The sequence below is a fragment of the Gracilibacillus timonensis genome (assembly GCF_900086715.1).
Lineage (GTDB): Bacteria > Bacillota > Bacilli > Bacillales > Amphibacillaceae > Gracilibacillus > Gracilibacillus timonensis.
The window spans coordinates 1,948,362-1,962,085 of record NZ_FLKH01000012.1 but is presented as its reverse complement, the minus strand read 5'-3'; the positions used below and the strand labels follow the sequence as shown (position 1 = coordinate 1,962,085).

At 34.9% G+C, this 13,724-nt stretch carries 9 protein-coding genes; 2 read left to right on the top strand and 7 right to left on the bottom strand.

The features are described from left to right. Window positions 1-306: 306 nt before the first annotated feature. The 4 genes from BN6556_RS20400 to BN6556_RS20385 form a co-directional block, all read right to left on the bottom strand. Complete coding sequence (locus tag BN6556_RS20400) at window positions 307-1,605, bottom strand: sulfatase-like hydrolase/transferase (protein WP_066195720.1); 1,299 nt, start codon at window positions 1,603-1,605, stop codon at window positions 307-309. Between the two features lie 184 nt (window positions 1,606-1,789). Next, the gene (locus BN6556_RS20395; protein ID WP_066195717.1) at window positions 1,790-3,145 is read right to left on the bottom strand and encodes an extracellular solute-binding protein; all 1,356 of its coding nucleotides are present in this window, start codon (window positions 3,143-3,145) and stop codon (window positions 1,790-1,792) included. A gap of 88 nt (window positions 3,146-3,233) precedes the next feature. Further along, window positions 3,234-4,055 (bottom strand): carbohydrate ABC transporter permease, encoded by an 822-nt coding sequence (locus tag BN6556_RS20390; RefSeq protein WP_066195713.1) that lies wholly within the window; start codon window positions 4,053-4,055, stop codon window positions 3,234-3,236. A gap of 13 nt (window positions 4,056-4,068) precedes the next feature. Next, a complete protein-coding gene (locus BN6556_RS20385; RefSeq protein ID WP_066195710.1) occupies window positions 4,069-4,980 on the bottom strand; it encodes a carbohydrate ABC transporter permease in 912 nt (303 codons plus the stop codon). Window positions 4,981-5,993: 1,013 nt separating this feature from the next. On the opposite strand from BN6556_RS20385, the gene BN6556_RS20380 reads away from it, so the two are divergent. Together BN6556_RS20380 and BN6556_RS20375 are read left to right on the top strand one after the other, a co-directional pair. Further along, a complete protein-coding gene (locus tag BN6556_RS20380; RefSeq protein ID WP_066195707.1) occupies window positions 5,994-7,025 on the top strand; it encodes a LacI family DNA-binding transcriptional regulator in 1,032 nt (343 codons plus the stop codon). 74 nt (window positions 7,026-7,099) lie between these two features. After that, a complete protein-coding gene (locus tag BN6556_RS20375; RefSeq protein WP_066195705.1) occupies window positions 7,100-9,211 on the top strand; it encodes a DUF5054 domain-containing protein in 2,112 nt (703 codons plus the stop codon). Window positions 9,212-9,737: 526 nt separating this feature from the next. Here BN6556_RS20375 and BN6556_RS20365 read toward each other — a convergent pair. The 3 genes from BN6556_RS20365 to BN6556_RS20355 all read right to left on the bottom strand — a co-directional run bounded on the left by BN6556_RS20365 (window position 9,738) and on the right by BN6556_RS20355 (window position 13,660). Beyond that, on the bottom strand, window positions 9,738-11,765 hold the full coding sequence (locus BN6556_RS20365; protein WP_066195699.1) for a hypothetical protein: 2,028 nt from the start codon (window positions 11,763-11,765) through the stop codon (window positions 9,738-9,740). Between the two features lie 135 nt (window positions 11,766-11,900). Next, the gene (locus tag BN6556_RS20360) at window positions 11,901-12,731 is read right to left on the bottom strand and encodes a carbohydrate ABC transporter permease (protein WP_066195696.1); all 831 of its coding nucleotides are present in this window, start codon (window positions 12,729-12,731) and stop codon (window positions 11,901-11,903) included. Window positions 12,732-12,754: 23 nt separating this feature from the next. After that, window positions 12,755-13,660 carry a carbohydrate ABC transporter permease gene (locus BN6556_RS20355; RefSeq protein ID WP_078060193.1) on the bottom strand — a complete coding sequence of 302 codons (906 nt, stop codon included), beginning with the start codon at window positions 13,658-13,660 and terminating at the stop codon, window positions 12,755-12,757. Between the last annotated feature and the right edge of the window lie 64 nt (window positions 13,661-13,724).

The window sequence follows — 13,724 nt, the reverse complement described above, 5'->3', positions numbered from 1 at the left end:
AACATCGATGACAAAAAGCAATAGATTTTAAAAATAATTTTTAAAATCTATATTATTATGAAAATAATTTTTAATTAGTAATTTTTGCAAGCAGCGCTATTCACACATTTTCAATATATGTAAATAACCCTTACTACCACATCGGTAGCAAGGGTTACTTTAATAATTTATTTACTAAAAAAGAGGCAGTTCTGCATTATCCAAGTATATAATCAATTTACTACTAAACATGATCTAGCCACTTTCATTCCACAGTGTGCTGCTTTTATCAATTATAAATAGGACGTGTGTGGATGATTTAGTTGGCTAATTCAAGTCTTCCTCCCACTCTTTGATATCATTAATAAGTTCCTCTACAATTGAAGGATAGCTTTCTTTTAAATTAATTCGTTCGCCAGGATCATCTTTGATATTGGATAAATGCACGGGATCTGGCGATTCTTTAGTATTGTATAACCTTCCATTCAGTACGAGCTTCCAGTCTCCTTTTCGAACAGCATATTGATCACTCTCGGCCCAAAATATTTTTTCATGTGGAGTAGCTGATCTATTTACTGCCATATCAAATACACTCTCACCATCTATTGTTCGATCTTCAGGGATTTCCTCATCAGCTATGTCAATAAAAGTAGGGAAAATATCCATCATTACTCCCAATTCATCACTGATTTGTCCGGATGGAATTTTTTTTGGGTAACTCAAAATAGCAGGTTCACGTATTCCCCCATCAAATAAACTGTCTTTATGCCCTCGAAACTTACCTGCGCTTCCACCATAATAGACATCTTCTGTCCCGTCTAAGTAATTTCGGGATTCTGTTGAAGGACCATTATCACTGGAAAAGAAGATAACGGTGTCATCTAATAATCCATTTTCCTCCAATGTATTCATAATCTCACCAACACCATCATCCATAGCTGAAATCATTGCTGCCATAATGCGTTTATCTGCTGGTAAATCAGGAAACCTGTCCAAATATTTCTGTGGAGCATGCATTGGATAATGAGGAGCATTGTATGGTACGTACATCAAAAATGGTTCTTCCACATGACTTTCAACAAATTGAACAGCCTTCTGTGTAATTATTTCAGTCATATACTGTCCGTTTCTCCAGACTTCATCTTGATTATGCCAAAGGTCATGGACCGGATTGGTGCCATTAGGTCCATCCCCTTGTTCCCAGTAAAAGATATGTGAGTAGTAATCTACACAACCTGCCAAGAAGCCGAAGAACTCATCAAATCCATGAGCATTTGGGGCATTGTCTTCAGCGACTCCTAAATGCCATTTCCCAAATATCCCTGTTTTGTATCCCCTATTTTTAAAGTAACTAGCTAGTGTGATTTCATCACTAGGAAGCCCTGATGTACCTCTTTTCCCTCGAAGAATTTCACTCACTCCTGTACGTCCTGGATATCGTCCGGTCATTAACGAAGCACGTGAAGGTGAGCAAACTGAAGAATTTGAATACCAATTGGTAAACCTAACACCTTGCTCTGAAAGTCGATCTAAATTCGGGGTTTTTACATCATTAGATCCATAACAGCTAAGATCTCCATAACCTAAATCATCTGCATATATTATAATAAAATTGGGCTTTCCCATCTTTATCCCCTTTCCATAATTTTTCTTCGTGATATTCATATAGATTTCTATACTAAAGGGCAGAAATCACCTAGCTTCATTGTAGAATCAACATTTAGCAAGGTTATTCCTGCCGATGTACTACTTATGGGTGTATAAACTATGCATGATCAAGCACAAATATAATAATTATTCATTTGCTTTTTTATTTATTATAAGATTTTCTTATAACATTATCTTCTCCTACTGTTCTTTCAACATTTATGGCAAATTCCTTCATAACTTCTTCAGCACTTTGACCTTGTACTGTAATTTTTTCCATTGCCTCTTGGATTTCCATTGCCACCGTTGGATAATTCGGATCAGAAGGTGGGTATATTGCAGACTCCAATAGATTCAAAGCGATATCAGCATTTGGAGTGTTTTCTTTAAATTCACTGGATTCCAGAGCATCCTCTCTGACTGGAACTTGATCTAAAATACCAGCGATTTCAATAGAATTTTCTTTTGTTAATGCATGTTTAATAAATTCTTTGGCCAATTCAGGCGACTCAGCAGTAGATGAGACTGCAAGTGATGATGTATTTGTTATACCTGCATTACCATTACCATTCTGCTTAGGCATAGGAGCTAATTTATAAATATCTTGACACTCTTCACATTCTCCTGGTGATCCTTCCACCCATGAATTGGTAATCCAAGCGCCTTCTAAAACCATTCCGACTTCTTCATTTGGCATCCATTCATATTGAACCGTTTGCCATCCATTTGGATTTGTTAAAACTTTTGGAGTACCATTATATTCTCTTGTATCCTCAATCCACTTAAAAGAATCATATAACCCTTGGCTTTCAACAATCCATTTACTATCTTCAAAAATCCAATCATCTGTTCCACTTAAAAACATTAAGAAAGATTGTAGCACAGCTCCCTCTCCGCTTGCTTTTGCAGACGCATAATAGATTGGGTACTTTTCCTCAAAGTTTTCATCTATTTGTTGCATAGCATCCTTTATGTCATCCCATGATTCAGGATCCCATGTTTCACTATTTTCAGTTATTCCAGCTTCATCAAACATATTACTGTTATAAAACATTCCCCTCACAGTGGCCGATATAGGAAGTCCATATAACTGATCATCTGCAATGTATGGTTCTGTTAATGAATCAACGATTTGATCATACCCTGACCAATCTTCCCTTACGCTATCTATACTTTGAAGATAACCAGCGTCTATATCATTTTTCAAAGAACTAAAAACTTGAAAAACAACATCGAATTTTTCTTGAGATTGTCTCATTAAAGCTATTTTTGTACGTTGATCCTCTTCGTTATTCCCAGAAATAGGGACCAATTCAACTTCCACTTCTTCATTTTCCGATTCGAATGATTCCTTTAAATATTCAAATACCGAATCCCAAGTATTGTTAGACACATAAACTACTTTTAATTGGTTCTCACTTTGACTAGAATCGCTATTGTCACTCGAATTACTACAACCCATTAATATAAGAAATAAACCTACTGTTATTGTTATAGATAACATTTTTATTTTTTGCATTCCATAAACCCCTTTACTGTAATGTTGTAAATATAACACTTCATTTAGAAACTACTTTTAAACATATATCTCTTTATCATTTTAATTATTAACCTTTTGTTGCCCCTCCCATCGTGAAACCTCCTGATAAATATTTTTGACCCACAAAGTACAAAATTACGGGAGGTAAGGAATAAAGCACGCTATAAGCTGCTAATGCACCATAGTCCACTCTTCCGTACAATCCAAAGAATTGAAAAATATGTACAGCAATCGGTAATTTTTCTTCCGATGTCAAAAGAATGAAAGGTATAAAGAAATTCCCCCATTGATTCACAAAATTAAAAATAAAAACTACAAAAAAACCAGGAACAATCACCGGAACCACAATTTTACGAATTGCTTGTAAAGCTGTAGCCCCATCTATCCACGCTGATTCCTCTAATTCAATCGGAACAGAATCGATAAAATTTTTCATTAACCATATGGAATAAGGTAAGGATCCTGCTATCATAAACATAATAACTCCTGTTAAAGTGTTAACTAGTCCCATATTTATAAACAAAATATAAACTGGCACCATAATGGCTACAATAGGTAATCCTGTTAAAAACAAAATAGTTAAAAGAAATGTATTTTTAAACTTTAATTGGTATCTTGACAGCGGATATGCAGCCAAAACCGATATAATAACCGTGAAAACAGATACTGTAACACTAATATACAATCCATTGAAATAGGCTAATTGATTGGCAGCATCGGCTATTGTTTGAATGTAGTTCCCTAATGTTAATTTAGGAAATTTAAATTCTAGTGTTGCCCCCGAATCGAAAGAGGCAACGATCACCCAAAGTGCAGGAAGCAAAAATAATATGGCGATACCTATTAAAAAAATGTACGAAATATATTTTGAGTTTAATACTTTATTCATCTTTTTGTTCCTCCTATAATTGGGACTTCGTTACTTTCAAGTATCCTAGGCTCATAAAAATACCTATCAGCAGTATAACTAAGGCTATCGCAGAACCATATGCTAGATCACTTCCAGTAAATGCTTGTTCATACATAAAAATTGATAAAGTAGTCGTTTCTAAACCTGGACCTCCCCCGGTTAGAGCATATATAAGCCCAAATACTCCCATAGTCGTTAGTGTATTTAATATGGTTAATGTGACAATTTGATTCTTAAGCATAGGAATGATGATTGATACTAGCACTTTAGCTTTATTAGCTCCATCAATCGAAGCAGCTTCCTCTATGTCATGAGGTATACCGTCAAAACCTGCCTGGAAATTCATCATGGAGAAAGCTGTACCTCTCCATACATTTGCAATAATAATACTAAGCATTGGATAACTAAACAGCCAAGTTACTTCAGGTAAACCTACTGATGATAGAATGGTATTGAACATGCCTTGCTCATCTAAAAATGCCATCATCGCATAAGCGGCAACAATTTCAGGCGCTACCCAACCGAGTAAAACACTTGTCCCTACAAAACGCCTAATATGAATATTCTTACCTCGAATTAAATAGGCTATAAAAAATCCTAACCCTTGAGCGGCTATCAGTGACCCAAATAAAAAGAGCAAGGTATTGATGGCCGCGGTATAAAACCTTGGATCGGTGAACATTCTTATGAAATTTTCAAAACCTACAAAGTTATAGTTTAAGGAAGTAGGACCCGTCAATTTAAAATCTGTAAAGGCATAAAAAATAGACACAAAAATAGGACCAACAAAAAAAATCAAAATAATAATGATGGAAGGTGACAAAAATAATAATGATTTAAAATTATTACTTGTATACAATTTCTTATGTTTAAATGAATTAAATCTTTTAGTAACAGCATTCATTATAGTAACCTCCTGAAATAAACCGGTTTTATTCGAACTAACTATCGCTAGGTGTAAGAAATCGCTTAATTTTCATTCCCCCTTTGACCAAACACAGGATAACGATTTGTTTCTATTATCGCTACAATCAAAATTTACAGATCCGATGATTCACATAGCTCACTCTTCTTAGATACAGTTTGTCCATCATACAGTGCAATATAAAATATAAATTCACAATATAAATCTATCACTATTGTAGTTATACTATTTAAACTCAATAGTGAGTTGCAACAACATCAATTAAAGCGGTTTAACCTTTCATTAAACCGGTTTAATGAAAGCGATTATTTTACATAGTACATGATATAAAATTTCTTGTCAATAAAATATTTTTTTAGATTTGCCGATTTTTCCCCTTAGAATATGGAAAACACCCTGGGTTTCGAATTCATTATCAGCTTTCTTCTCATCGAGCTTCTATCATCCCTGAACATTTAGAAGGCTGACTGAATTAGATTATTGTGTAGGAGATGTATTAGGTAACGTAATTGTGATAGTTAATACATATAAAATCTCTTTAGAAGTATTTCATTCTCATAGGTAGGGAGAAGCTCTCAAAACGTTACTCTGATGAATAACCATTACTTTTGGGGATGTATTTAACAGTAAATTCCAAAGTTCTCTTCCTGATAAATAGGAATGAATAAACTTTCTATTATCATTTTACTCTTCAAAAATAAATTAATAATAAACGCTTTTGACAATTAGTTTGGGGTAATGTATTATATTATCTAACCATTTCGTTAAACCGGTTTAACAACAAAAGAATTATTTTTATTAAGCTCCGTTAAAGTTTAATGTTGATTTATAAATATGAGATAAAATCTTATACGAAAGATTTGTGTGTTATTGCTATAGTAAATTCCTAACATTCTCAGTTTAGTATACTAGATTCTGAACCAAATTCTACGTCGTAATTTATTTTTGATTATAAAGAAATTAATATTTAGTCTATAAAGGTGGTTAACGATATGTCTAAAATAGATGATGTTGCTAAAAAAGCCAACGTTTCTAAAGGAACCGTCTCAAACGTATTTAGTGGAAAAAGGCCTATAAGCGAAAAAGTAAAAAATCAAGTATTGGAAGCAGCTAAAGAATTAAATTATACACCTAGTCATATTGCAAGGAGTTTAGTCACTAAAAAAACCATGACCATATCCTTGAATATTCCATATTCAAAAAATTTACCTTTAAGTAATTTTCATATCAACCTAATAAACGGAGTTATCATGGAAGCCTCATCACATAATTATCGAATTCTTATTGATACTTTATCAAGAGAAAACCTAGAACTTCAATACATGTCAAGAGAAGCCGTTGATGGTGTAATTTTATTAGACCCACGTGAAAATGATTCTCGAATGAAATATTTGCTTGATTTTAATATTCCTTTTGTCATTATTGGACAGCCTTCTGAGGAATATATTGCCCAATCCATTTATGTCGATAATAACAATAAAGAATTAGCAAAAAATATTACTTCCTTTTTAATTAATAAAGGACATAGAAATATACTTTATTTAAATGCTCCATTAAGTATGACCGTGTCAACAATACGTCAAAATGGTTTTTTTAAAGCTTTTAACGATGCACAGGTTAATCCAAACAATTCGAAGGTGGTTTTCAAAGATTCACTGGACATAGATCCTAGTTTATATGGCTACAACAAAGTAAAGGAGTTTTTTAGTAAAAATAGAGATGGTTATACAGCAATCATTGCCGACACCGATAAAGTTGGTTTAGGCGCTTCTAGAGCATTAAAAGAGTTAGATTTGGCGGTACCAGAAGATGTTTCGCTTTTGGCATTAAGTGATGATTTGGTATTATCTCATGAACTAGCCCCTCCCTTATCTACCGTGGATCTAAAAGGAAGTGAACTAGGAAGCGAGGCAGTTAGATTATTATTCGCTCAATTAGGCATAGGTAATTATAAAAAAATTCAAACTAAAATTGTAGAAGGTAAATTTAACATTAGAGGATCCATTCATACAGCAAAAGAATAATAAGTCTTATTTAATAAACGTCTCTAGTTTAAATGAGCCTAATTATAACATGAAAGCAAGAGAGGAGAGAGAACATGATACGGAAAGTACATGTGGTATTTAAAACACACTTAGACATAGGCTTTACAGACCTTGCCAAGAATGTAATAGATCAATATATGAATCAGTACATACCCAAAGCTATTACCCTTGCAGAAGAATTGCACTCCAAAGGAAGAAAAGAAAACTTTCTATGGACCACAGGATCTTGGCTTATTCATTATTACTTAAAAAATGCCACCGTTTCTGATCAAGATAGAATGAAACAAGCGATCAGAAATGGCTATATCACATGGCATGGATTACCATTCACCACACATACGGAACTTCTAAATGCTGACTTATTAGAATATGGGTTATCTATAAGCGATAAACTAGATGACCAATTCAATAAAACTACAATCTCGGCTAAGATGACCGATGTACCGGGACATACGATTTCAATGGTTCCTTATCTCGCTCAACATGGTATTAAGTATCTACACATCGGTGTTAATCCAGCCTCACATGTCCCAGAAATACCAAAGCTTTTTAGATGGAGAGCAGGATGTGGGTCAGAAATAATTGTAAACTATGCCAGCAGTTATGGTGAATTTGTTGAAATAGATGGTTTGGAAGATGTCATGGTATTTGCACATACTGGTGATAATTGTGGACCTTCATCACCAGCAGAAATTCAGGATTGTTTTCACGAATTGGAAAAACAATTCCCAAATGCAGAGATTCAAGCCTCAACAATGGATGAGTTTGCGCATAAGGTTCTAGAAATAAAAGATAAATTACCAGTCGTTACAGAAGAAATTGGAGATACATGGATTCATGGTACAGGTACTGACCCATATAAGCTAGCCTATTATCGCGGATTTAATCGTTTAAGATCGAAATGGTTAAAGAACGGAACACTAACTAAAAACTCTGATGAATATGAAATGATAAGCGAGAATCTTGCTCTTGTAGCTGAGCATACTTGGGGGATGGATCTGAAAAAATATTTACCTGATTTCACCAATTATTCAAAAAATGACTTCCGAAAAGCTAGGAAAGAGAATTATTTTGACGAACAAATGATGACTTCCAAGTATCAGTATATTGGCTCTTTCGCCCTTGACGAAATGGATGAAAATTCAAAGGTACTTTTTAATAAAGAAAATCCCACTTACAGCTATGAATTGTTTGAAAGCTCATGGAAAGAGCAAAGAGCTTATTTAGATAAAGCTTTGCAATCATTAGACTATAGTAAAAAAGAAGAAGTAGAGAAAATGTTAACGGAATTAACAAGTCAACCAAAGCTGTTCAAGAATGGGAAAGGGTTACACCTGCAAAAGATGTATAAGCTTGGAAAGTTTCAAGTTGCATTTGATATTAACGGTGCAATATCTTACCTACAAGATGATAAAAGAAAAATTTGGGCAGATGAACATCATCAATTAGGATTGTTTAATTATGAAACGTTTGGTCCGGAAGATTATAATTACTGGTTTAAGCATTATATGAGGAACCTAAAAAGTACCCATGTATGGGCTGATGCAGATTATGGAAAGCCAGGATTTGAATATGCTGAACCAAAGCCCAAACATAAGCTATTTAATCCTTCCGTGATGTCTATTCAAGTTGAAAAAAAGAACGACGTTGATTCTGTTTGCGTTACTTTGAATTTACCAGACACAGCAGTTGAATTTTCTGGTGCCCCCAAAGAATTGATATTAAAGTATCAATTCCATAAAGAACAGAGTAGCATTGATATTTCCTTATTCTGGTCCCAAAAGGAGGCAGTCCGACTCCCTGAAGCTAGCTGGTTTTCATTTATACCGATTGTTGATAATCCCAATTTATGGATGTTAAATAAGCTTGGTTCTAATATTTCACCATTACAAGTTGTTAAAGGCGGAAACCGGAATCTACATGCAGTTGACCAAGGTATGTTATATGAAGGAGCTGACGGGAGAATTAAAATAGAAACACTTGATGCGGCACTTGTTAGCCCGGGAGAAAAGAAACTTCTTCAGTTCGATAACGAGATTGCTAATTTAAATGGTGGCATGCATGTTAATTTGCATAATAATATTTGGGGAACTAATTTTCCGATGTGGTATGAAGATAACGCAAAATTCCGTTTTCGTCTAATGTTCGAAGCGAATACAATTTAAAGATAAATAGAGGAGCAGCCATTGAAACTGAGACAGATGGCTGAACCCCTAACAGTATTACCTTCAGATTATGAATCAAATTATGCTTGGCAAATCTTATTGCAGAATCATATGTATGACATTTTGTGCGACTGTAGTATTAATGACACACATAATGAAATGATGATCCGATTTAATAAGAGTAAACAAACGATTGAATCTATTATAGTCAAATCATTACAACCAATAGTAGAATGAAACACATCTCAACTGTCAGACAAAGTAATGAATCAATAAAGTTTCACTTCATTTGTTTTCCTTTCATAGACACAGTTAACTTTTGTTACATTTTAACCATAAGGAAAAAATAGTGAAGTTGTTTGTTAAGCGTAGATTATTTTTGGTGAATTGTCGATATTTGATTTTACAAGCACAATAGGCTTTTTATGAACACAATCAAAACCATCAGTATGAACAACTGGTGGTTTGTTCTGTGGCTTGAAGCTCTTATTATTCTTTAAATACAACTTTCAAACAAATTCACTTTTTATAAATCACTCTTCTTCATCCATACCTCACCTAATGAAGCAGAGGCTGCGCCATTTCCCCAATCAAAAATAGTAAACTCGCCAACTTTATTTTTTGAACCGCTGTTGGCGTGATTAAAATTCTCCATATGAAAGCCATAGTCCATTTGATTAAAGTGTGGGTGGGTTGCTTTATATAACTTCATGACTTCTTCATTTTCTGGACAATACATCATATAAAAAGAAGCTTTCATAGCTAATAAGCCACGATATTTATATCTATTTTCACCTGTTATTTGATAATAATCCAAGTAAGTTAATGCAAATAAGCTTTGTCTGGCGTCATTCCATTCATCATCACTTGTCATGACACCGAATCCTCCAATAGTCGGGATTTTAAAAAATGGAGGCTGCCAAATTTGCTGAAATAAAGACATCTCTGCCAAAACTTGTTCTCCACAGTCTAAGTAAGCATCTTTGTTTGTAGCTTTATATAAGTCTTTTAAGGCCTCAGCTGTCCAATACATGCCCAAATTACATTGATTGTATAAACCGCTCCTCGCATCTATTTCTTTATACTGTTTGCCGCTCCACTCCCCTGAGCAAGACCAATAGGTTTCAAAGTCTTCCCATTTTCCTTCAGAAACAACGTTCTCGCTCACATATATACCTGCCCTTTCTGCTGCATCTATATAAATGGGGTTAGGATCTATCTCATAAAGCAAACACAATAACATCACATGTACCGAAGTCTCTGGACTTTCTAGTAGATATTCAGATTTATCAAGGTCTGTGGGTCTAACCCAGGCTGGAAAATTGCCTTCAGGGTACTGTAACGATAACAAACGTTCTACATATATCTTTACATAGGTTAGGATAATTTCTTCTCCCTCAATATCCCGATACCATTTTAACAGCCAATAGCACGTCCATGAAGCATCTAATAAATGGACATAATCCTTAAGACCTGAGTTAGGCTGTCTATCAGAAGACATCCGCCACCTACCACTTTCCCATTGATTATCTGTCCCCGCCTCATAGCAACCTGGAAACAAACCATTAAATTGTGGTGCACTTAGGGTGAAACGTAAACTTTTATTGGCCTTGTCTTTTAAATTCTCATTCTGCCAATATCTTCCCCATAGTGCATAACCATACGTACTTCTTATGCTAGAAAACCATGCTTGATTGCAGATGCTTTTCCTTTCACGCCATATTTCTTCTGCACCTTCTTCTGGCTTCTGATTTGCCGTAACAATAAATACGTGGGAACCTATCTTGCTGCCATCTTGATCAAATTCTTGCCAACAAACTGAATCCCAATTACAAAAAGACCAGTTATAAGTATGTTTCACATAAGGTTTTAAGGCATGTAAGCTATCTAGGGGATTCTTTTTAACATCCTTTACCTCCCTCTCTGTACAAGCAAATGTTTCCCATAAATATTTTTCTAAAGGGCGATAGTCTCGTTTCCTGTTCGATTTTACTTTCTTCCACTGTGCAAGATAAAACTGAAACGTTACTTCATTTTCGATATCATTTTCTTTCGGGTGTAACTGGTAATACACATGACCAGTTGCTTTATAATGGCTAAGGCCGTACATAAAATAGTGCCCATGCTGTACATAATCCATTACATGTGGAATCACCCTATTTTCTTTGATATCATGAATATCTGGAATCAGGGCACACATTCTTGCTTTATCTTCCACTACCATGCTTGGGGAACGAAACACTCTATCTCCAATCACCATATTAGGTTCTGGGGATAAGTGTGTTTTCCATGTGCACTCATAAGCATCTTCTATTGGCATGACCAATTGTATACCGCTCATACTATGATGGCGTGTCTCTACTTTCACTTTTATTTTCTCTAATACATCCACATCTTGAGCATGTACTTGGGTTATTTCAACCTTGACCTTGGCATGGTCTGTTGTATCAGCATATAATTCGTTGGTGTGACCCAATGTCATTAGTTCGTATAGCTTCCACTCTTTATCTTCACACCATTTTATTTTGATATCTTTATATTTTAATAAATCCATTCCTTCACGTATCCCCCTTTCCTAAAAACATATTCATGTGCGTAACAGCTTGCTTGTATCCTAGACGAATCAATGAGCAACAGAAATCCCCTCAAAATATTAATAGACGATTAGTGAACATTGGTACTTCTCTCATTATTTAATACCAGTCAATGCCATCCCTTCAATAAAGTAACGTTGTGCTATAAAGAATATAAGAATAATCGGTAAAGTAGCTATAGTTGCTGCGGCCATGACCAATGGCCAGCTCTGAACATATAATCCCGAAGATAAAGATGAAATTAATAATGGTAATGTCTTATAGCTTTCATCTGTAATGATTACTAAAGGAAGGAAATAGTTATTCCATGAAAACATAAATGTAAAAATACCTAAAGCTGCTAATGGCGCCTTCATAATAGGCAAGACAATTTGTAAAAATATTCTAATCTCACTAGCTCCGTCAATTCGAGCTGCCGCCATTAATTCGCTAGGGATACCCTTCATAAACTGCCTCATTAAGAAAATACCAAAAGCCGTTGCTATATTAGGTGCAATCAGCCCTGTATAAGAATTCAAAAGTTCAAACTCTCTGAATAACATATATATAGGAATCATCGTAATTTGAAATGGGATCATCATCGTCGCCAGCAATAAAATGAAAATAACATCTCTGCCCCAAAAATCAAATTTAGCAAAAGCATAGCCTGCCATACTGTTTAATAGTAGTCCCAATATGGTTGTTACAATTGCCACGTAAAAGCTATTGAAGAAAATACGGCCAAAATTGGCTACATTAAAGGCCTTATCATAATTTGCCCATTGCAATATATCTGGTATCCAGGTTGGCGGGAAGGTAAATACTTCACTATCTGCTTTTAATGAAGTAGAAATCATCCAAATAAAAGGCACTAGCATCGTCAAGGCACCGATCAGCACGATAACGATTAAACATATCCGACCAATCCATTCTGCATTCTTCACCATTGTAGTACACATCCTTTCTAAAATTAGCGTTCAAGTCTTGCGTTTATACGATGATAAGCAAGCGTCAGTACCAATATCACAATAAACAGCATAACTGCAAGTACAGAGGCATAACCGAAGTTAGTTTCACTAAAGCCTTTCTGATAAATATAGAAAACAATGGCATAAGTAGAACGAGCAGGTCCGCCGCCTGTCATAATATTAATTTGATCAAATACTTGAAAGCCGTTAATGATTAACATAGCTACAACAAAAAAAGTAACAGGGGTGAGCATTGGCCAAGTAATAAATCGAAAAGATTGTAGAGGAGAAGCACCATCAATACGGGCAGCTTCATATAAGCTATTATCAATTCCCTGCAATCCAGCCAAATAAATAACCAGGTTAAAACCAATACTCTTCCATATATTAATTAAGATTAGTATGGCCAATGCTTGACTGGAATCTCCTAAGAATTGTTGTGCTGGAATTCCTAACCCTGATAGCAAAGGATTAATCGGACCGAGTTGTGGATTAAATAACCACAGCCAAACAAAAGAAACAGCAACCATAGATACTACTGTTGGTAAAAAGTAAATAGCTCTAAACAGATTAACAAACGGAAACCATTTTTGATTTAGTAACACTGCTAACACTAGGGAAATAAACACAGTAGGGATTAATGAACCGAACGCAAACAGAAAAGTGATCCATAGCGATTTATAAAATAACTCATCTTGAAGCACTAATTTATAGTTTTGCAATCCGATAAATTCAACTGGACTGATCGCATCATACCTTAGAAAACTAATGACTACCCCCGCTATCGTTGGCAAAATTACAAAAATCAAAATAATCACTAAAGCAGGGGAAAGAAACATCCATGGGGTCAATGTTGCTTTGGACCACTTTTTTCTTTTAGGTACAGACATTACTTTTGCATGTTGCATATCGCCAACTCCTTTATTTAAAATCCGGGGTACACGATAGAAGAAACCCCGGATTTACATTTTT